The 18,728-nt window shown below is 68.6% G+C and carries 19 protein-coding genes; 14 read left to right on the top strand and 5 right to left on the bottom strand.

What is annotated here, in order from left to right:
* Position 1 precedes the first annotated feature (1 nt).
* From ACIGHN_RS11195 to ACIGHN_RS11205, 3 genes are all read left to right on the top strand, one after another.
* A complete protein-coding gene (locus ACIGHN_RS11195; RefSeq protein WP_396504417.1) occupies positions 2-796 on the top strand; it encodes a HipA family kinase in 795 nt (264 codons plus the stop codon).
* A complete protein-coding gene (locus ACIGHN_RS11200) occupies positions 783-1,187 on the top strand; it encodes a DUF3037 domain-containing protein (protein WP_396504418.1) in 405 nt (134 codons plus the stop codon). The genes ACIGHN_RS11195 and ACIGHN_RS11200 overlap by 14 nt, the downstream gene beginning before the upstream one ends.
* Before the next feature lie 78 nt (positions 1,188-1,265).
* Positions 1,266-2,777, top strand: a complete 1,512-nt coding sequence (locus tag ACIGHN_RS11205) for a cobyric acid synthase (protein ID WP_396504583.1) — start codon at positions 1,266-1,268, stop codon at positions 2,775-2,777.
* A 14-nt stretch (positions 2,778-2,791) separates the two neighbouring features.
* On the opposite strand, the gene ACIGHN_RS11210 is transcribed toward ACIGHN_RS11205, so the two are convergent.
* A complete protein-coding gene (locus tag ACIGHN_RS11210) occupies positions 2,792-3,583 on the bottom strand; it encodes a class I SAM-dependent methyltransferase (RefSeq protein WP_396504419.1) in 792 nt (263 codons plus the stop codon).
* Between ACIGHN_RS11210 and cobT the strand changes: the two genes are divergently transcribed.
* The gene (cobT, locus tag ACIGHN_RS11215) at positions 3,582-4,646 is read left to right on the top strand and encodes a nicotinate-nucleotide--dimethylbenzimidazole phosphoribosyltransferase (RefSeq protein ID WP_396504420.1); all 1,065 of its coding nucleotides are present in this window, start codon (positions 3,582-3,584) and stop codon (positions 4,644-4,646) included. The genes ACIGHN_RS11210 and cobT overlap by 2 nt on opposite strands.
* Positions 4,647-4,659: 13 nt before the next feature.
* On the opposite strand, the gene ACIGHN_RS11220 is transcribed toward cobT, so the two are convergent.
* Positions 4,660-5,793 (bottom strand): GGDEF domain-containing protein, encoded by a 1,134-nt coding sequence (locus ACIGHN_RS11220; protein WP_235507408.1) that lies wholly within the window; start codon positions 5,791-5,793, stop codon positions 4,660-4,662.
* 261 nt (positions 5,794-6,054) lie between these two features.
* Between ACIGHN_RS11220 and ACIGHN_RS11225 the strand changes: the two genes are divergently transcribed.
* The 6 genes from ACIGHN_RS11225 to ACIGHN_RS11250 all read left to right on the top strand — a co-directional run bounded on the left by ACIGHN_RS11225 (position 6,055) and on the right by ACIGHN_RS11250 (position 12,287).
* The gene (locus ACIGHN_RS11225) at positions 6,055-7,161 is read left to right on the top strand and encodes an ABC transporter ATP-binding protein (protein ID WP_396504421.1); all 1,107 of its coding nucleotides are present in this window, start codon (positions 6,055-6,057) and stop codon (positions 7,159-7,161) included.
* A 71-nt stretch (positions 7,162-7,232) separates the two neighbouring features.
* Positions 7,233-8,540, top strand: coding sequence for a PotD/PotF family extracellular solute-binding protein (locus ACIGHN_RS11230; protein WP_396504422.1), 1,308 nt, complete (start codon positions 7,233-7,235; stop codon positions 8,538-8,540).
* Between the two features lie 312 nt (positions 8,541-8,852).
* Entirely contained in the window at positions 8,853-9,767 is a 915-nt protein-coding gene (locus ACIGHN_RS11235) for an ABC transporter permease (RefSeq protein ID WP_056169510.1), read from the top strand.
* Positions 9,767-10,660, top strand: coding sequence for an ABC transporter permease (locus tag ACIGHN_RS11240; protein WP_056418496.1), 894 nt, complete (start codon positions 9,767-9,769; stop codon positions 10,658-10,660). Before ACIGHN_RS11235 ends, ACIGHN_RS11240 begins: the two co-directional genes overlap by 1 nt.
* Positions 10,661-10,790: 130 nt before the next feature.
* Positions 10,791-11,501, top strand: coding sequence for a GntR family transcriptional regulator (locus tag ACIGHN_RS11245; protein ID WP_056418493.1), 711 nt, complete (start codon positions 10,791-10,793; stop codon positions 11,499-11,501).
* A 36-nt stretch (positions 11,502-11,537) separates the two neighbouring features.
* A complete protein-coding gene (locus tag ACIGHN_RS11250) occupies positions 11,538-12,287 on the top strand; it encodes an aspartate/glutamate racemase family protein (RefSeq protein WP_396504423.1) in 750 nt (249 codons plus the stop codon).
* A gap of 104 nt (positions 12,288-12,391) precedes the next feature.
* Here ACIGHN_RS11250 and nth read toward each other — a convergent pair whose 3' ends face one another.
* Both nth and ACIGHN_RS11260 read right to left on the bottom strand, forming a co-directional pair.
* A complete protein-coding gene (gene nth, locus ACIGHN_RS11255) occupies positions 12,392-13,030 on the bottom strand; it encodes an endonuclease III (protein ID WP_396504424.1) in 639 nt (212 codons plus the stop codon).
* On the bottom strand, positions 13,027-13,989 hold the full coding sequence (locus tag ACIGHN_RS11260) for a LysR family transcriptional regulator (RefSeq protein ID WP_396504425.1): 963 nt from the start codon (positions 13,987-13,989) through the stop codon (positions 13,027-13,029). Before ACIGHN_RS11260 ends, nth begins: the two co-directional genes overlap by 4 nt.
* Before the next feature lie 96 nt (positions 13,990-14,085).
* Between ACIGHN_RS11260 and ACIGHN_RS11265 the strand changes: the two genes are divergently transcribed.
* Together ACIGHN_RS11265 and ACIGHN_RS11270 are read left to right on the top strand one after the other, a co-directional pair.
* The gene (locus tag ACIGHN_RS11265) at positions 14,086-15,585 is read left to right on the top strand and encodes an amidase (RefSeq protein ID WP_396504426.1); all 1,500 of its coding nucleotides are present in this window, start codon (positions 14,086-14,088) and stop codon (positions 15,583-15,585) included.
* 84 nt (positions 15,586-15,669) lie between these two features.
* The gene (locus ACIGHN_RS11270; RefSeq protein WP_396504427.1) at positions 15,670-16,656 is read left to right on the top strand and encodes a Bug family tripartite tricarboxylate transporter substrate binding protein; all 987 of its coding nucleotides are present in this window, start codon (positions 15,670-15,672) and stop codon (positions 16,654-16,656) included.
* A gap of 37 nt (positions 16,657-16,693) precedes the next feature.
* On the opposite strand, the gene ACIGHN_RS11275 is transcribed toward ACIGHN_RS11270, so the two are convergent.
* Complete coding sequence (locus tag ACIGHN_RS11275; RefSeq protein ID WP_396504428.1) at positions 16,694-17,170, bottom strand: GyrI-like domain-containing protein; 477 nt, start codon at positions 17,168-17,170, stop codon at positions 16,694-16,696.
* Positions 17,171-17,302: 132 nt separating this feature from the next.
* Here ACIGHN_RS11275 and ACIGHN_RS11280 point away from each other — a divergent pair, with 132 nt between their 5' ends.
* Both ACIGHN_RS11280 and ACIGHN_RS11285 read left to right on the top strand, forming a co-directional pair.
* The gene (locus ACIGHN_RS11280) at positions 17,303-18,493 is read left to right on the top strand and encodes a PLP-dependent aminotransferase family protein (RefSeq protein ID WP_396504429.1); all 1,191 of its coding nucleotides are present in this window, start codon (positions 17,303-17,305) and stop codon (positions 18,491-18,493) included.
* Positions 18,493-18,720, top strand: a complete 228-nt coding sequence (locus tag ACIGHN_RS11285; protein ID WP_396504430.1) for a SlyX family protein — start codon at positions 18,493-18,495, stop codon at positions 18,718-18,720. Before ACIGHN_RS11280 ends, ACIGHN_RS11285 begins: the two co-directional genes overlap by 1 nt.
* The last annotated feature ends 8 nt before the right edge of the window (positions 18,721-18,728 follow it).

Genomic DNA, 18,728 nt, shown 5'->3' on the forward strand with positions numbered 1-18,728 from the left:
CGTGCGAACCATCACCGTCACCCGCTATGTCACGCCGCTGCGTGAAGGCGGCTCCATGCCCGCCGTGGTCGAAGGCGACGACCTGGGCCTGTACGTGCTCAAGTTCCGCGGGGCAGGGCAGGGCGTGCGCGCCTTGCTGGCCGAGCTTATCGCGGGCGGCATCGCGCGCGCCCTGCAACTGCCGGTGCCCGAGATCGTGCTGGCCGACCTGGACCCGGCGCTCGCGCAGACCGAGCCCGACCCCGAGATCCAGGACCTGGTGCGCGCCAGCGGCGGCCTCAACGTGGGGCTCGATTACCTGTCGGGTGCGCTCAACTTCGACCCGGCGGTCGATGAGGTGACCGACGACTTCGCCTCGCGCCTGGTGTGGTTCGACGCCCTGGTGGCCAATGTGGACCGCACCGCCCGCAACACCAACCTGCTGATGTGGCACCGCAAGCCCTGGCTCATCGACCACGGCGCATCGCTGACCTTTCACCACGCGTGGAACGGCGCGGTGGCGCAACCGGCCAAGCCGTTTGCACCCATGGCCGACCACGTGCTGCTGCACCGCGCCACCGCCATTGCGCAGGTCGATGGCGAGCTGGCCGCATTGCTCACGCGCGATGTGCTGACTGCCATCCTGGCAGATGTGCCCGACGAGTTCCTGGCCCTTGCCGGGGCCGAGCACACCGAGGGCCCGCTGTCGGCACCGGCCAGCCACCGCCAGGCCTATGTGGACCATTTCTGCGCGCGCCTGGAAGGCCGTGCCGCCTGGGTGGACGCGTTGAAGGGAGCCTTCGATGCGCAGCGCTGAGATGGACGTGTACGACTACGCCGTCGTGCGCGTGGTGCCGCGTGTGGAGCGCGAAGAATTCATCAACGCCGGCGTGATCCTGTCGTGCCATCGCAGCGGCTTCCTGCAAGCGGCGATCGCGCTCGACGAGGCGCGCCTGCTGGCCATGGACCCGCAGGTGGACATCGACACCGTGCGCCGCCACCTGTCGGCCATCGTTGCCATCTGCGCGGGCGAGGCGGGTTGCGGGCCGATTGCGCAGCTGCCCTTCCGCTCGCGCTTTCACTGGCTGACGGCGCGGCGCAGCGCGATCATCCAGACGTCTCCGGTGCACACCGGCCGCTGCACCGATGCGGCGGCGGCGCTCGACCACATCATGGACCGCATGGTGCGGCCTTTGCCACCGCGCTGACCCTGCGCTGACCGCGGCCTGCCGTCCCCATCTTTCATGACCGAGTCTTCGACACATCCTCCACTGGCCCGCTGTGTGATGGTGCTGGGCACCACCAGCGGCGCCGGCAAAAGCTGGCTCACCACCGCCCTGTGCCGCTGGTACAGCAACCAGGGCCTGAAGGTGGCGCCCTTCAAGGCGCAGAACATGAGCAACAACGCACGCGTGGTGCCCGGCCCCGGCGGCACGGGCGCCGATGCGGGTGGCTTTGGTGCCTGGGGCGAGATCGGCAGCGCGCAGTACTTCCAGGCCCTGGCGGCCCGCGCCGTGCCCGAGGTGCGCATGAACCCGCTGCTGCTCAAGCCCGAGGCCGACACCAAGAGCCAGGTGGTGCTGATGGGGCAGGTGAGCGCCGAGCTGACCGCGCTGCCCTGGCGCGGCCGCAGCGAGCGGGTGTGGCCGCAGATCGCCGCCGCGCTGGACGCCCTGCGCGCCGAGAACGACGTGGTGGTGATCGAAGGCGCGGGCTCGCCCGCGGAGATCAACCTGCACGCCAGCGACATCGTGAACATGCGCGTGGCCCGCCACAGCGATGCGCGCTGCCTGCTGGTGACCGACATCGACCGGGGCGGCGCGTTTGCGCACCTGTACGGCACCTGGGCGCTGTTGCCCGAAGACGAGCGCGCGCTCATCCACGGCTTTGTACTCAACAAATTTCGCGGGGATGCCAGCCTGCTTGCGCCCGCGCCGCAGATGCTGCAGGACCTGACCGGCGTGCCTACGGTCGCCACCATCCCAATGCAGTGGCACCACGGGCTGCCGGAAGAGGACGGCGTATTCGACGACCGCAGCACCGCAGCGGGTGCGGTGCAGACGACCGTGGCCGTCATCGCCTACCCGCGCATCAGCAACCTGGATGAGTTCCAGCCTTTGAAGAACGTGCCCGGCGTGCGCCTGCAGTGGGTGCGCAGCCCGGCCGACCTGGCGGCGCTGGGCGCTGCGGACTGGGTGGTGCTGCCCGGCTCCAAGGCCACCGCGTCGGACCTGGCCTGGCTGCGTGCACAGGGGCTCGACGGGGCCATCGCCACGCATGCCGCGCGCGGCGGGCGGGTGCTGGGTGTGTGCGGCGGCCTGCAGATGCTGGGCGAGGCGCTGATCGACACCGACGGCATCGACGGCAATGCGCCGGGCCTGGGCCTGCTGCCGCTGGTGACCGCCTTTGCGCGCGACAAGACGGTGCGGCTCACGCATACCTGTTGGGGCACGCTGGCGGGGGCATGGAGCGCGTTGTCAAGGGTGGAAGTGTCAGGCTACGAGATCCACCACGGGCAGACCGCGCAGCACCCGGCCATGGCCGCCGGGGGCGATGTGGCTCGCGAGGTGATGCCGGGCCTGGCCTGGACCAATGCGGCGGGCAATGTGCTGGGGGTGTACCTGCACGGCCTGTTCGAAGATACGGCGGTGCTGCACGCGCTGTTCGGCACGCGCGCCCCCACGCTCGACAGTGTGTTCGACGGCCTGGCGCGGTCCGCCGAGGCCTGCTTTGCGCCCGGCGTGCTGGCGGCGTTGATAGCGCGCCCGGCGCCCGGCACTACGCCTGCTGCGGCATGACGGTGCGCGCCGCCTCAGAGCCGCTCGCAGTGGTATGCGAGCGTGGTGTACGGGAAGCGCACGGTGTCTTGCCCGCGCAGCGCGGGGTGGCGGGCGATGAGTTCGTCGATCTGCGCACGCACCTGCTGGCGCTCGGCATCGGGCAGCGCGGCGATGAAGCTCACCGACATGAATCGGTCGATGATGACCTGCTCTGGCGGGCCCACGTGTTCGTGCTGCAGCCGTGTCTCGGCCAGTGCGCTGAAGCCGGGGTGGGGGAACGGCTTCTTCCAGTCGCCCTTGTAGAACCGCGGGGCATCGCCTTCGAACGGCGTGATGATGGTGGTCAGCTCGGCCACCCAGTCCACGGATTCGTCGCGCACATTCCAGATCAGGCCGAGCTTGCCGCCGGGGCGCAGCACGCGGTGGAACTCGTCCAGCGCGTCGGTGCCCGCGAACCAGTGGAACGACTGCGCGCAGACCACCGCGTCGAGCGTGGCATCGGGCAGCGGGATGGCCTGCGCCGTGCCTGCCAGCGTGCGCACCGTGGGCAACTGCAGCGCGTCGATCTTGGCGCGCATCGCGTCCACCGGCTCCACGCCCACCACATCGGCCCCGGTGGTCGCCAGCAGCGCGGTGAACTTGCCCGTGCCCGCACCCACATCGGCCACCTGCCGCCCCGGGCCCAGGCCCAGGGTGTGCGCCAGCCAGTCCGACAGCGCCGCCGGGTAGTCCGGCCGGCCGCGCGCGTAGGCCTGGGCCTCTTTCGCGTAACCCTGCTGTGCCGCAGCGTGCACAGCGTCATTCTTTGTGTTCACTACCACCATGACTGCACCTTTCGTTCTACCGTCCGTTGATGATTTGCATGATGCCGCGTTGGCCGCCCGCCTGCAGCACGTGATCGATTACAAGACCAAGCCGCTCGGTTCATTGGGCGCGCTGGAGCGCCTGGCGCTGCGCCTGGGCGTCATTCAGGGCACCGAGACGCCTGCACTGCATGCGCCGCAGATGCTGGTGTGCGCGGGCGACCACGGGCTGGCCGCAAGGGGCGTGTCGGCGTTTCCGAGCGACGTGACGTGGCAGATGGTCGAGAATTTTCTGTCCGGTGGCGCCGCCGTGAGCGTGCTGGCGCGCCAGCACGGCCTGGGCCTCACGGTGGTGGACTGCGGCGTGGCCAAGCCCATCGCGGCGCGTGATGCCGCGCCGGGCCAGCCGCAACTGCTGCTGCGCAAGGTGGCGCTGGGCACGCAAGATGCGTCCGTGGGCCCTGCGATGACCGCAGCGCAGTGCAGCGAGGCCCTGGCGAATGGCGCAGAGGTGGTGCGCGGCCTGCCCGGCAATGCGCTGCTGCTGGGCGAGATGGGCATCGGCAACACGTCGGTGGCGTCGCTGCTGCTGGCGCGCCTGGCCGGCCTGCCGCTGGCCGAGGTGACGGGTGCGGGCACCGGGCTCGACGCCGCCGGCATCGAGCGCAAGCGCGCCGTGCTGCAGCAGGCACTGGATGTGAACGCCGAGTCCACCAGTGCGCTCCATGCACTGGCTGCCCTGGGCGGCTTCGAGGTGGCCACACTGGTCGGCGCGGTGCTGCAGGCGGCGGCCGAGCGCCGCGTGATCGTGGTGGACGGCTTCATCACCAGTGCCGCCGTGCTGGTGGCCAGCCGCCTGCAGCCGCATGTGCTGCAGCGCTGCGTGTTCGCCCACCGCTCGGGCGAACGGGGCCACAGCCTCATGCTGGCGCAGATGCAGGCCGAGCCGCTGCTGGACCTGGGCCTGCGCCTGGGCGAGGGCTCGGGCGCGGCGCTGGCCTGGCCGCTGCTGCAGTCGGCCTGCGCGGTGCTGGGTGAGATGGCGAGCTTCGAGTCGGCCGGCGTGGCCACGCAGACGGCCTGACGGGCTGCCTGCGTCAGGCCGCCACGGTGCGGTTACGGCCCTGTTCCTTGGCGCGGTACAGCGCCGCATCGGCGCGCGAGAGCATCGCGTCCAGCGTCTCGTCCGGCCCCTGCCAGCTGGTCACGCCGATGCTGACCTGGCAGTCGAGGGCGTGGCCCGCGGCCAGGGCGGCGTGGATGCGCTGGGCCACCTGCGCGGCGGCTGCGGCATCGGCACCGGGCAGCAGCACCATGAATTCCTCCCCGCCGTAGCGGCCCAGGCGGTCTTGCCGGCGCAGCACCTGCCGTGTGCTGTCGGCAAAGTGCACCAGCACCGCATCGCCGTGCTGGTGGCCGTGGGTGTCGTTCACGGCCTTGAAGTTGTCCAGGTCCAGCATCATGATGGACGGGCCCTGGCCGTAGCGGTGGGCGCGCTCCAGTTCGTCCTCGCAGCGCTGCAGCAGCGCGCGGCGGTTGAGCGTGTTGGTCAGCGAGTCGTGCGTGGCCAGGTGTTCCAGCTCGGTGCGCAGCCGGTCGGTGGCCATCAGCACCGCGCCGATGGACAGCATGAGCACCGTCAGCACGTAGGCGCCGATGTAGAAGGTCTGGAACATCGAGGGCTCCATCAGGTTGGCCCCCGCATGCCCGATGGCGATGGAGACGAGCCGCAGGGCGAGCACGGCCATGTGCAGGGCCAGCACCGCCTCCACCAGGCGCACCGGAAAGGTCTGCTCGCCATGGCGCAGCATGAAGCGCAGCTGCGCGGCGTAGATGAAACCCATCATGGCCGAGAAGAAGGCCACCCGCAGCGCGTAGTGCGGGACCCAGTAGGTGAGCACGATGAACACCAGCGTGCTGGCGGCCATGACCCAGGCCCACACGCGCCAGGTGCTGGGCGCCCCCATGAAGCTGCGCGTGCCCATGTAGTAGGTGACGGTGCCCAGCACCAGCAGTTCGTTGGCGAGCACCAGGCTCAGCCAGTCGGGAACGAAACCGCGCACGCTGAAGAGCACGGTGGAGGCCAGCCACAGCAGCGGGGCCACCGCCCAGGCGCCCACGCCACGGATCGATGGCGGGTAGTGCCGCCGCATGAACAGGAGCACGATGGCCATGACCGCGGACATGAAGCCCGCCATGGCGATCATGGAGCGCGGGTCGAGGTGCGTCATCCGGCGTGGGGGGAGGTGGCGCCTCTTGTAAAGGTAAGTATTTGTGTCTGCCTCGGTTTCAGTATAGCCATGCGCCAAGCGGCTCACCAGCAAGGCGCGCCGCGCAAACGTTTTCGCACCAATAAAAGGCTGCACCGTGCGGGCGCGGTGCCGGCGGTTCGTGCAACTGGTGCGCTGTGCGCACGATGCTGGTGCATTTTGTACTCAAAGTGAATAAAAGATTGTGTACAAAACTGGCACGGCGCTTGCAATAGGCAGTGCATGCAAGTCCCAGCCCCTGCCAAGGCCCCGGCCGCCATCGAAATCGTCGCACTCACCAAGCGGTATGCCCACGGCAAACCCGCGGTGGACGCGATCAACCTGCGCATTGCGAGCGGCAGCTATTGCTGCCTGCTGGGCCCTTCGGGCTGCGGCAAGAGCACGACCTTGCGCATGATCGCCGGGCACGAGTCGGTCACCAGCGGCGACATCCTGCTGGAGAACCGCAACATCACCGACCTGCCCGCCGCGGCGCGCGGCACGGCCATGATGTTCCAGAGCTTCGCGCTGTTCCCGCACCTGTCGGCGCTGGACAACGTGGCCTTCAGTTTGAAGATGAAGGGCGTGGCCCGGGCCGAGCGGCAGGCCAAGGCGCGCGACCTGCTCGAGCGCGTGGCCATGGGCCACCTGGCCGATCGCAAGCCGGCCGAGCTGTCGGGCGGGCAGCAGCAGCGTGTGGCGCTGGCGCGCGCGCTCATCACCCAGCCGCGCGTGCTGCTGCTGGACGAACCGCTTTCCGCGCTGGACCCTTTCCTGCGCATCCAGATGCGCGCCGAGCTGCGCCGCTGGCAAAAGGAGCTGGGCCTGACCTTCATCCACGTGACCCACTCGCAGGAAGAAGCCATGGCCCTGGCCGACACCATGGTGGTGATGAACCACGGCGTGATCGAGCAGGTGGGCAGCCCGCACGAGGTCTACAACCGGCCGGCCAGCGAGTTCGTGGCGCGCTTCATGGGCGGCCACAACGTGATCGATACGCTGGACGGCAAGGTCGGCGTGCGCACCGACCACCTGCAGATCGCCCCCGCCAGTGCCGAGCTGCCCTGGGGCGCCCAGCGCATGCAGGCCGTGGTGACCGACGTGGAGTACCAGGGCACCTATGTGCTGCTGGGCCTGCAAAAGCAGGGCGTGGCCCTGTCGGCCAACGCTACGGCGGCGTATTCGGTGATGGTGTCCGAGGCCGCCTTTGCCACCCAGCCGTATGCGGTGGGCCAGGGCGTGCAACTGCACTGGACGCCGGAGCAGGCCCACCCGCTGTCGCCCCGCACGGTGCCGGTATCCGCGCCTGCTGCTGCTGATGCGGCCACTGCGCAGGCCGTGCCGGCCTGACCCTTTTTCGTTTGATCGTTCGTCCTCTCGTTTCCAACCCCCTGCCACTTCGCCAACCAAGGAGCTTTCCCATGTCCGACGACTCTCGTGCTGATTCCCCCGCTGTTGTTGCTGCCGCCGCCTCCGACACCACCGGCGGCATGCAGCGCCGCTCGCTGCTCAAGGGCACGGCGGGCATCCTGGCCGCTGGCGTGTTCCCGGCCGTCCATTCGCAGGAGAAGATCGTGCTGCGCTACCTGGGCACGGCGGTGAACCAGGACAAGGCCATTGCCGAGAAGTTCAAGGCCGACACCGGCATCGAGATCCAGTACGTGGCCGTGACCACGGACGACGTGACCAAGCGCGCCGTGACCGCGCCCAACAGTTTCGACCTGATCGACACCGAGTACTTCTCGCTGAAAAAGATCGTGCCCACGGGCAACTTGAAGGGCATCGACACCAAGCGCATCAAGAACGCCGACAAGATCACCACGCTGTTCACCACCGGCATGGTGGCCGGCAAGGCCGTGGGCGACCAGGGCACGGCGCCCAAGAAGGTGATCTACCTGGAAGGCGAAAAGTCCAAGAAGTTCGCGACCGCGCCCACGCAGTTCATGTCGCTGATCCCCACCGTGTACAACGCCGACACGCTGGGCATCCGCCCCGATTTGATCAAGCGCCCCATCAGCTCCTGGGCCGAGCTTCTGAACCCCGAGTTCAAGGGCAAGACCGCGATCCTGAACATTCCTTCGATCGGCATCATGGACGCCGCCATGGTGGTGGAGGCCATGGGCATCTACAAGTATCCCGACAAGGGCAACATGACCAAGAAGGAGATCGACCTCACGATCAAGACCCTGATCGAAGCCAAGAAGCAGGGCCAGTTCCGCGCGCTGTGGAAGGACTTCAACGAGTCGGTCAACCTGATGGCATCGGGCGAGGTGGTGATCCAGTCGATGTGGAGCCCGGCCGTCACCGCCGTGCGCACCAAGGGCATCGCCTGCAACTTCCAGCCGCTCAAGGAAGGCTACCGCGCCTGGGCCGCCGGCTTCGGCCTGCCGGCCACATTGAGCGGCCGCAAGCTCGACGGCGCGTACGAGTTCATCAACTGGTTCCTGGACGGCTGGGCCGGTGCGTACCTGAACCGCCAGGGCTACTACAGCGCCGTGCTGGAAACCGCCAAGTCCAAGATGGAAGCCTACGAGTGGGCCTACTGGATGGAAGGCAAGCCCGCCACGCAGGACATCAAGAGCCCCAACGGCGACGTGCTGGCCAAGTCCGGCGCGGTGCGCGACGGCGGCAGTTATGAGTCGCGCATGGGTGGCATCGCCTGCTGGAACGCGCTGATGGACGAGAACAACTACATGGTCCAGAAGTGGAATGAATTCGTCGCGGCCTGACGGAGTGAAGGGCGGGGCCTGGCTTCGACAGGCTCAGCCCGAACGGTTTGGGGGAGGGCGGGTGTTCACCGCAACCCCCAATCCGACCCCAATCCACCCCCAACCGTTCGCACTGAGCTTGTCGAAGTGAGGGCTCAGCATGACTTTTTGTGCCGATCCGTCATTGGAAAACTCCCAACCCGTTCACGCTGAGCCTGTCGAAGCGCCGCACGAGGCTTCGACAGGCTCAGCCCGAACGGCTCGGATCGATCGAACGCGAATCCTTGTGAATAGTCACGTTCTCTTGCGCTAATTTGGCTGAACCGCACCACCATGAGCACCACCCACACTCCGACCTTGCCTGCCAGCGCCGCCCCCGGGCGCGGCATTGCCGCCTGGTGGCAGGCCGCGCCGTTCACGCTGGTGTTCGTGCTGTTCTTCCTGGTGCCGCTCGCGCTGATCGTGATGGTCAGCTTCTGGGACTTCAACGAGTACGAATTGCTGCCCGGCTTCACGTTCAAGAACTACGTGTCGATCTTCGCGGGGTGTGGCGATGCGTCAGACGGCCTGTGCGTCACGCTCAAGACGTACTGGTCCACGCTCAAGTTCAGTTTTCTCGTGTGGCTGATCACGCTGGTGATCGGCTTCACGGTGGCCTATTTCCTGGCCTTTCATGTGCGCTCGTCGGGCATGCAGACGCTGCTGTTCGTGCTGTGCACCATTCCGTTCTGGACGTCGAACGTGATCCGCATGATCTCGTGGGTGCCGCTGCTGGGGCGCAACGGGTTGGTCAACCAGACCCTGGTGGGGGCGGGGCTCGTCGATCAGCCCGTCGAATGGCTGCTGTTCTCGGACTTCTCGGTGGTGCTGGCCTTCGTGCACCTGTACACCATGTTCATGATCGTGCCCATCTTCAACAGCATGATGCGCATCGACCGCAGCCTCATCGAGGCCGCCAGCGACAGCGGGGCCAGCGGCTGGCAGACGCTGTGGAACGTGATCGTGCCGCTGTCGCGCACCGGCATCATCATCGGGTCCATTTTCGTGATCACCATCGTCATGGGCGACTTCGTCACCATCGGCGTGATGGGCGGCCAGCAGATCGCCTCCATCGGAAAGATCATCCAGGTGCAGACGTCGTACCTGCAATTCCCGCTGGCCGCGGCCAATGCCGTGATCCTGCTCGCGGTGGTGCTCATGATCATCTGGGGCCTCACGCGCCTCGTGGACATCCGTAAGGAACTGTGATGGCAAACCGCATCCGCGAATCCCGCCCCGCCAGCTTCTGGCTGCTGGCCATCGTGTTCAGCCTGTTCGTGCTGTTCATGTACGGGCCCATGTTCGTCATCTTCATCCTGAGCTTCCAGGGCCCCGAAGGCGGGCTGACCTTTCCGATGCGCGGCGTGTCGCTGCACTGGTTCCACAAGCTGGCCGAAGGCCTGGGCGTGGTGGACATCGGCGCGGCGCTGTGGCGCTCGCTGGGCCTGGGTGTGGCGGTGATGCTGTGCACGGTGGTGCTGTCGGTGCTGGCGGGCCTGGCCTTTCGCAAGCGGCTGGCGGGCGGCAACACGCTGTTCTTCATCGTTGTGGCCAGCCTGATCATGCCGTCCATCATCGTGTCGCTGGGCATCGGCCTGGAGTTCCGGCTCATCGACAACGGCATCAAGGCCGCGCTCGAATGGCTGGGCATGGAGAGCGCGCTCGAGGGCTACGGCACGTCGCTCGGCCTGTTCACCTCGGCCCTGGGCGCGCACCTGACCTGGACGCTGCCGTTCGGCCTGCTGATCATGTTCGCGGTGTTCAACCGCTTCAACCCGGCGTACGAAGAGGCCGCGCGCGACCTGGGCGCCACGCCCTGGCAGGGCTTTGCCCATGTGGTGCTGCCGCTGATCGCGCCCTCGGTCGTGGGCATCGGCATGTTCGGCTTCACGCTCAGCTGGGACGAGATCGCCCGCACCTCGCAGGCCATCGGTGATGTGAACACGCTGCCGCTGGAGCTGCAGGGCCTGACCAGCACGGTCACCACGCCGTCGATCTACGCGCTGGGCACCCTCACCACGGTGGTGTCGTTCGTGGTGATGGGCATCACGCTCGCCCTGGTGTGGGCATTGGGCCGCGGGCGCAAGGGCCGTTCGGGGTAAAAACGGCACATCTATGACCACGACTGCCAAGAAACCCCGGCGCGCAGCCCAGGCTGCCGCTTCTGTCCCCGCCTCCGCGCACGCTGAATCGCCCGTTCAGTCGCCCGTCCCGGCGCCTGTTCCGCCGCCCATGGCCGACGTCCCGGGCCAGCTGAGCGACAACGACATGTACGACCGCATGGTGTCGGCCATCCTGGACCACCGCCTGCCGCCCGGCACCAAGCTGGTCGAAGACAAGCTGGCAGCGGCCTTCGGCGTGTCGCGCACGCGCGTGCGGCCGCTGCTGGTGCGGCTGGCCAACGAGCAGGTGGTCACGCTCACGCCCAACCGGGGCGCGTCCATCGCCCAGCCGACACCGCAAGAGGCGCTCGAGGTGTTCGAGGTCCGCCGCCTGCTGGAGCCGCGCCTGGTAGAGCTTTTCATCGCCAACGCCACCGACGCCGACATCGCCGCGCTGCGCACCTGCATCGACGACGAAGAGGCTGCGCGCGCCGGTGGCGACATGCGCCGGGCCATCCGCCTGTCGGGCGACTTTCACCTGCACATCGCCCAGGCCGCGGGCCACCAGACGCTGGGGCGCATCCTGCGCGAACTGGTCTCGCGCACTTCGCTCATCCTCATGACCTACAGCCCGAGCCATGCCCGCGAGCGCGAGGAGGCCACCGCCTGCGGCTGCCGTGAGCACCGCGCGCTGATCGACGCCATCCGCCTGCGCGACGCGCGCGAGGCGGCGCGGCTGATGCTGGACCATTTGAAACGCATCGAGTCCCAGTTGGAGTTCACGCCGCCTGCCAGCGATGCACCCGACCTCATCGGCCTGCTGCTGGGCCGCGCGGCCTGAGCGCATTGACCCGCCTTCCACCACCTTCTCCACACCGTGCGCCAACTGCTGGTCATCAACCCCAACACCTCTGCCAGCGTGAGCGCGCTGCTGCAGCACCACGTGCAGGCCGCTGCGGGCTCGCACGTGGCGGTGCGCACCGCCACGGCGCGTTTCGGTGCGCCCTACATCGCCTGCGAGGCCAGCTACGCCGTGGCCGCGCACGCCGCGCTCGACGCCTGGGCCCATGACCTGGCCCAGCCACAGGGCAGGCAGCAGCCGGCTGATGCCGTGCTGATCGGCTGCTTCGGCGACCCGGGCCTGATGGCGCTGCGCGAAAGCAGCCCCGTGCCCGTGACCGGCCTGGCCGAAGCGTCCTTCATCGAAGCCGCCCGCCACGGCCGCTTTGCCATCGTCACCGGTGGCGAACGCTGGGGCCCCATGCTGCAGCGCCTGGCGCAGGCCCTGGGGCATGCGCACGGGCTGGCAGGCATCCACACCGTGGCGCCCACAGGGGCCCAACTGGCCGCCGACCCGGACGCCGCCCGCGCCTTGCTGGCCCAGGCCTGCCGCGATGTCGTGCGCCAGATGGGTGTGCAGGCCGTCATCCTGGGCGGTGCAGGCCTGGCCGGCATGGCCTCCGCCGTGCAGCCGCAGGTGGGCGTACCGGTGATCGACAGCGTGGTGGCGGGCGCGACCTGGGCACTGCGGGTGCACCCGGTGCCGCCGGAGCGGCGGGTGGCGGGGTTCGATGTCGCGTGGAGCGGAGTCTCGGCGGACATGGCGGCATTGGCTGCGGCGGCTTGACCATGTTCGGTGCTTGCGCGCCGGGGCTTCAAGAGTTTTTGGCCTCTACCGCTTGACTGGTAAGTGCCAGCAGCTATCGAATTTGTAGCGGCGGGCCCTATGGTTCAAGGCGCCATCACCTTCGGCTCGAAATCGCAATACCGTGCCACCACGCACTCCCAGCAGTGCGGCTTGCGCGCCTGGCACACGTAGCGGCCGTGCAGGATGAGCCAGTGGTGCGAGTCCACGGCGTATTCATCGGGCACGCGCTTCATCAGCTGCAGCTCCACGGCCAGCGGGTTCTTGCCCGGGGCCAGGCCGGTGCGGTTGCTCACGCGGAAGATGTGGGTGTCCACCGCCATGGTGGGCTGGCCGAACGCCACGTTGAGCACCACGTTGGCCGTCTTGCGGCCCACGCCGGGCAGGGCCTCCAGGGCTTCACGGGTGCGGGGGACCTGGCTTTCGTGCTGCTCCACCAGGATCTGGCAGGTCTGCAGCAGATGGCGGGCCTTGCTCTTGTACAGGCCGATGGTCTTGATGTAGCCCTCCAGGCCCTCCAACCCCAGGTCCCAGATGGCCTGGGGCGTGCCCGCCACCGGGAACAGCTTGCGCGTGGCCTTGTTCACGCCCACGTCGGTGGCCTGGGCCGACAGCAGCACGGCGGCCAGCAGCTCGAACGGGGTGGTGTACTCCAGCTCCGTGTTGGGCATGGGGTTGGCCGCCTTGAGGGTGGCGAAGAAGGGCTCGATGTCGGAGGTCTTCATCTGGACTTGGGTGGGGATGTCTTTTTTCTGGAAGGCACGGGTGGTGCCGCCGCATTGTCCCGCAGCTGGCCGCGCAGGAACTCGAGGAACATGCGCACGGCGGCCGGCAGGGTGCGGCCGTGCAGGGTCTGCAGTTCGGTATGGCGCGCGCCCATGCCAGGCTCGCGGATCTGTGCGGCGTGCAGCTCGCCGCGCTGCACGCGGTCGCGCACTGTGACCTCGCCCGAGATCGACAGCCCCCCGCCGTGCAGCACGAAGTGCATCAGGGTCTCGAAGTGGTTGCACACCAGCGCGGGCTCGAACACCAGGCCGCGCTGGCTGCAGCCGATGTCGAACAGCTGGCGCACGGTGTTGTCGCGCTCGGGCAGGGCGATGGGGTAGCCATGCATCTGCGCCAGCGTGACCGACGCGAAGCGCGCGAGCGTGTGGTCCTTGCGCATGATGGCGATGACGGGGGATGCCTGCCGGTGCTCCACGGTGATGTCGCGCTCGGCCGAGCGGCTGTAGGTCAGGCCGATGTCGGCATCGCCGTTGAGCACGGCGGTGGTCACGGCCGCGGGGCTGACCACCCGCAGGTGGAACTGGATGCCGGGGTATTGCGTGCGGAACTGCGCCATCACCCGGGGAAGGAATTCGATGGCAAAGCCGGCCGAGCTGCACACGCGCACCAGCCCGGTGTGCAGGCCCTGCAGCGCCGCAATGTCCGAGACCACACGGTCCGCCTCCAGCGCGCCGCGCCGGGCGTAGGCCGCCAGCAGCTCGCCGGCGGCGCTGGGCGCCATGCCGCGCGGGCGCCGCTCAAACAGCGGTACGGAGAGCAGGTCTTCGAGCGCGGCCACCTGCCGGCTGACGGCCGAGGGCGACACGTTCAGGCGTGTGGCGGCCTCGCTGACCGAGCCGCTGCGCACGACCTCCAGAAAGTAGCGCAGTGCCGTGTCCTGAAGCCGGGTCGAAAGCATGGGGCCGCCTTGGGGTGTGGGTTGCATAAAACGCAACGATAACCTCAGAAATCGTCGATTGTCGAAACGCAAGGGGCTGCTTATGCTGACTTGCAAATGACACAATCCTCCAGCTTAGCCACATCCGCCACACCCGCGCAGCCTGCCCAGGGCAGGGCACCGGGCGGCATCGTCGGCCACACGGCAACCAGCCTGTCGCGCGCCATCCACGCCCGCGACGTGTCGTGTGCCGAGGTGCTCGACGCCTACCTGGCGCAGGTCGACCGCCTGAACCCCGTGGTCAATGCGCTGGTGGCCCTGGCAGACCGCGACGTGCTGCGTGCGCAGGCCGCCGAGCGCGATGCGCAGCTGGCGCGCGGCGAGAGCCTGGGGCCGCTGCACGGCTTTCCGCAGGCACCCAAGGACATCATGCCCGCGGCCGGCATGGTCACCACGCGCGGCTCACCCATCTTTGCGGGGCAGGTGTCCACCACCGACGCCGTGGTGTTCGAGCGCATGCGCGCGGGCGGTGCGCTGTTCGTCGGCCGCAGCAACTCGCCCGAGTTCGGTCTGGGCGGGCACACCTACAACCCCGTGTATGGCACCACGCGCAATGCGTTCGATCCGGCCGTGTCGGCGGGCGGGAGCAGCGGCGGGGCAGCGGTGGCCGTGGCCCTGCACATGCTGCCGGTGGCCGACGGCTCGGACATGATGGGATCGCTGCGCACGCCGGCGGCGTTCAACAACGTGTACGGGCTGCGCACCTCGTTCGGCCTGGTGCCGCACGGCCCGACGGAAGAGGTGTTCTTCCAGCAGTTCAGCGTGGCCGGCCCCATGGCGCGCAACATCCCGGACCTGGCGCTGCTGCTGTCGGTGCAGGCGGGCTTCGATGCGCGGCTGCCGCTCACCCGCCGGCACGAGGACATTGCCTTGCTGGGGCGGCCGCTGGAGCGCGACTTCCGCGGTGCACGCATCGGCTGGCTGGGCGACCTGGGCGGGCACCTGCCCACCGAGCCCGGCGTGCTGGCCACCTGCGAGCAGTCGCTTGCGCACTTTCGCACGGTGGGCTGCACGGTGGAATCCGTGGTGCCTGCGTTCGACATGGCCCAGCTGTGGAACGCCTGGATCGACCTGCGCAGCTTCAGCGTGGCGGGGGCCAACGCGGCCCTGTACCGCAACCCGGCCACGCACGCACTGCTCAAGGCCGAGGCGGTGTGGGAGATCGAGCGCGGCATGCGCCTGTCGGCCCTGCAGGTGTACGACGCCGCCCGCGTGCGCAGTGCCTGGTACCAGGTGCTGCGCGGCCTGTTCGAGCAGTTCGATTTTTTGGTGCTGCCGGCCGCGCAAGTCTTCCCGTTCAATGCCGACCTGGACTGGCCGCACGAGGTCGGCGGGCGCACCATGGACACCTACCACCGCTGGATGGAGGCCGTGGTGCCCGCCACCATGGCCGGCCTGCCTGCCTTGGCTGCGCCTGCGGGCTTCGGGCCCGGCGGCTTGCCGGCGGGGCTGCAGATCATCGGCCCGGCGCAGGCCGATGCGGCCGTGCTGCAGATCGGCCATGCGTACGACCAGGCCAGCGGCCATGCCCGGGTGCCGAGCCCGTTGCTGGGTTGATGCGCGCTGTTTTTTTCCATTGTTTCGCCATCCCGCCCTTACCGCCATCCTGCCCTTGCCGCTTTTTTGACCGGAGAACCCACCATGTCCCTGCCGCGCTCCCGCTTCGTATCGTGTCTCCTGGCCAGCGCATTCGTGCTGGCGGCGCCCGCCGTGTCCTGGGCGCAGCAGACCTTTCCCGACCGGCCCGTGAAGCTGGTCGTCCCGTTCGCGCCCGGCGGCGCCACGGACATCCTGGGGCGCCTGCTGGCCACGGCGATGGGCGAGCGGCTGGGCCAGCCGATGGTGGTTGAAAACAGGCCGGGCGCGGGCACGGTGGTGGCCGCATCGCTGGTGGCCAAGGCACCGGCCGACGGCTACACCCTGCTGCTGGGCGCCAACACCACGCTCACCATGAACCCCGCCATCCGCACCAACCTGCCGTACGACCCGGTGCGCAGCTTCACGCCCATCGGCCTGGTGGCGGACATGGGGCTGCTGCTGGTGGCCCACAACGATGTGCAGGGCAGCACGCTCAAGGACATCGTGGCGCAGGCCAAGGCCGCGCCGGACAAGTTCTCGTACGGGTCCTACGGCACGGGCTCGTCGGTGCACTTCGGCGCCGAGATGCTCAAGGCCACCGCGGGCTTTCCGATGCTGCACGTGCCCTTCAACGGCAGCTCGCCCAACCTGACTGCGCTGATGGGCGGGCAGGTGCAGCTGGCGGTGGACACGGTGGTGGCCTCCACCCCGCTCATCAAGGCCGGCAAGATCAAGCCCATCGCCGTGCTCAGCCCGCAGCGCCTGGCGTTGCTGCCCAACGTGCCCACGGTGGCCGAGAGCGGCTACCCGGGCTTCGACATGGGCTCGTGGTTCGCGTTCGTCGCGCCCGCCGGCCTGCCCGCGCCGGTGCAGAAAAAGCTGGAGAAGGCCCTGGCGGACACCATGGCGTCTGCCGAATTCAAGAAGAAGCTGGTGGACATCGGCATGACCCCGGCCTGGGGCAACGGCGACGCGCTGCGCGCCCGCATCGAGCGCGAACTGCCGCTGATGCGCGCCGTGGCGGCGCGGGCGGACATCCGCGTCGATTGACCAAGAAGGCGGGCGCGCTGGGGCGCGGGGGGCGTGCTCAGGCCGTGCGCTGCACCGCCAGGCACAGCCAGCAGGCAAACGCGCCGGTGGCGGGGTTGACGGCAAAGTGCTCGTCATAGACCTCGACGGCGGGCTGCGCGGCCACTTCCCAGCCGGCGGGGATTTGCCCCGGGGCCATCATGCCCGCCCAGGCCGCGCCGATCTCGGGCCCGGTGCCCACGAACTGCAGGCAGGCGTAGTCGCCGCCCGCAAAGTCCTGCACCATCGCCTCGGTGCCCGTGCGCAAGCCCACGCCCACCTGCACGCAGGCGTCGTAGCGGCACTGCTCGGGCGGGGTGCAGGCGGGGTTGTCCAGGCTGATCCCGTAGTACTTGGGGCGCGGCTCGGCCAGGCCATGGGCCTGGCACCACCGGCCAAAGCGGTCCCACAGGTGCGTGAGCGACGGGCCGTAGGAGCCGGTCTGGCGCATGTAGGCCAGGCGCATGCGGGGCAATTGGCGGATTTCGAGGGGCATGGGGCAGGTCTTTCAGTCGGGTGATGGCCGACAACGCGGCGCCTTGCATCGTAAACACCTTGCCCGTCGCAGGAAACCTGCTCGGCAATTGGCGACAATGGCAGATTCTTCGCCACCCACCTTGTTGACGCCATGCAATTCGCCGACCGCCTGAACAATGTAGAAACCTCCGCCATCCGCGAGCTTTTCAAGCTGCTGGGCAAGCCCGGCATCATCAGCTTCGCGGGCGGCTTCCCGGACAGCGCGATGTTCGACGTGGATGGCATCCGCGCTGCCAGCAACGCCGCGCTGGCCGAAGAACCCGGCGCCGCGCTGCAGTACGGCGCCACCGAGGGCTACAACCCGCTGCGCGAGCAACTGGCCGCCTTCATGGCATCCAAGGGTGCCACGTCGGTCGCGGCCGACAACCTCATCGTCACCACCGGCAGCCAGCAGGCGCTGGACCTGCTGGGCAAGACGCTCATCAGCCCCGGCGACAAGGTCATCGTGGAAGGCCCGACCTTCCTGGCCACCATCCAGTGCTTTCGCCTGTACGGCGCCGAACTCATCAGCGCACCCATAGACGCCAACGGCGTGAAGACCGACGAGCTGGAGGCGCTGATCGCCGAGCACAAGCCCAAGTTCGTCTACCTCATCCCCACCTTCGGCAACCCCAGCGGCGTGATGCTGAGCGCCGCGCGTCGCAAGGCCGTGCTGGAGATGGCCGTGAAGCACAACACCCTGATCGTCGAGGACGACCCCTACGGCGACCTGTATTTTGGCGACGCGCCACCCCCCAGCCTGCTCAACCTGTCGGCCAGCGTGCCCGGCAGCCGCGAGCTGCTGGTGCACTGCGGCAGCTTGAGCAAGGTGCTGTCGCCCGGCCTGCGCGTGGGCTGGATGATCGCCCCGGCCGAGCTGCTGGCCAAGGCCACCATGTGCAAGCAGTTCAGCGATGCGCACACCAGCACCTTCGCCCAGGCCACGGCCGCCCAGTACCTCAAGGCCGGCCGCATGCCCGCCACGCTGGCCAACGTGCGCAAGGTGTATGCCGAGCGCGCCCAGGCCATGGGCGATGCGCTGCGCAAGGAACTGGGCGACGCCATCGAGTTCGTGCAGCCCCAGGGCGGCCTGTTCGTGTGGGCACGCCTGACCGGCGCGGGCGGCAAGGTGGCCGACGGCAATGTGCTGGCCAAGCGCGCCATCGAAAAGGGCGTGGCCTTCGTGCCCGGCACGCCGTTCTTCTGCGCCAACCCCGACCACGCCACGCTGCGCCTGTCGTTCGCGACGGCCGATGTGGAGAAGATCCGCGAAGGCGTCGCCCGCCTGGGGCAGGCGGTGTGATGGACGACCACGCGCACCAGCAGATCATCGAGCGGCTGGAGAGCCTGGAGATCAAGGCCAGCTTCACCGAAGACCTGCTGGACCAGCTCAACATGACCATCTACCGCCAGCAAGAGCTGATCGACCGGCTGGCGCGCGAGGTGATCCAGCTGCGCCAGCAAGCGCCGGAGGGCGGTGGCGCCGCGGCGCCGCGCAACCCGCGCGACGAGCTGCCGCCGCACTATTGACGATAAAA

Origin of the sequence: Acidovorax sp. NPDC077693, assembly GCF_044542805.1 — a bacterium.
In the GTDB taxonomy this organism is placed as follows: Bacteria; Pseudomonadota; Gammaproteobacteria; order Burkholderiales; family Burkholderiaceae_C; genus Acidovorax.

Coding starts and splice junctions, on each gene's coding strand:
- ACIGHN_RS11205 (WP_396504583.1), top strand. CDS start 1,266: ATGGTGCTGGGCACCACCAGCGGCGCCGGCAAAAGCTGGCTCACCACC.
- ACIGHN_RS11200 (WP_396504418.1), top strand. CDS start 783: ATGCGCAGCGCTGAGATGGACGTGTACGACTACGCCGTCGTGCGCGTG.
- ACIGHN_RS11235 (WP_056169510.1), top strand. CDS start 8,853: ATGAGCACCACCCACACTCCGACCTTGCCTGCCAGCGCCGCCCCCGGG.
- ACIGHN_RS11210 (WP_396504419.1), bottom strand. CDS start 3,583: ATGGTGGTAGTGAACACAAAGAATGACGCTGTGCACGCTGCGGCACAG.
- ACIGHN_RS11245 (WP_056418493.1), top strand. CDS start 10,791: ATGGCCGACGTCCCGGGCCAGCTGAGCGACAACGACATGTACGACCGC.
- ACIGHN_RS11270 (WP_396504427.1), top strand. CDS start 15,670: ATGTCCCTGCCGCGCTCCCGCTTCGTATCGTGTCTCCTGGCCAGCGCA.
- cobT (WP_396504420.1), top strand. CDS start 3,582: ATGACTGCACCTTTCGTTCTACCGTCCGTTGATGATTTGCATGATGCC.
- ACIGHN_RS11230 (WP_396504422.1), top strand. CDS start 7,233: ATGTCCGACGACTCTCGTGCTGATTCCCCCGCTGTTGTTGCTGCCGCC.
- ACIGHN_RS11280 (WP_396504429.1), top strand. CDS start 17,303: ATGCAATTCGCCGACCGCCTGAACAATGTAGAAACCTCCGCCATCCGC.
- nth (WP_396504424.1), bottom strand. CDS start 13,030: ATGAAGACCTCCGACATCGAGCCCTTCTTCGCCACCCTCAAGGCGGCC.
- ACIGHN_RS11220 (WP_235507408.1), bottom strand. CDS start 5,793: ATGACGCACCTCGACCCGCGCTCCATGATCGCCATGGCGGGCTTCATG.
- ACIGHN_RS11240 (WP_056418496.1), top strand. CDS start 9,767: ATGGCAAACCGCATCCGCGAATCCCGCCCCGCCAGCTTCTGGCTGCTG.
- ACIGHN_RS11275 (WP_396504428.1), bottom strand. CDS start 17,170: ATGCCCCTCGAAATCCGCCAATTGCCCCGCATGCGCCTGGCCTACATG.
- ACIGHN_RS11225 (WP_396504421.1), top strand. CDS start 6,055: ATGCAAGTCCCAGCCCCTGCCAAGGCCCCGGCCGCCATCGAAATCGTC.
- ACIGHN_RS11285 (WP_396504430.1), top strand. CDS start 18,493: ATGGACGACCACGCGCACCAGCAGATCATCGAGCGGCTGGAGAGCCTG.
- ACIGHN_RS11260 (WP_396504425.1), bottom strand. CDS start 13,989: ATGCTTTCGACCCGGCTTCAGGACACGGCACTGCGCTACTTTCTGGAG.
- ACIGHN_RS11265 (WP_396504426.1), top strand. CDS start 14,086: ATGACACAATCCTCCAGCTTAGCCACATCCGCCACACCCGCGCAGCCT.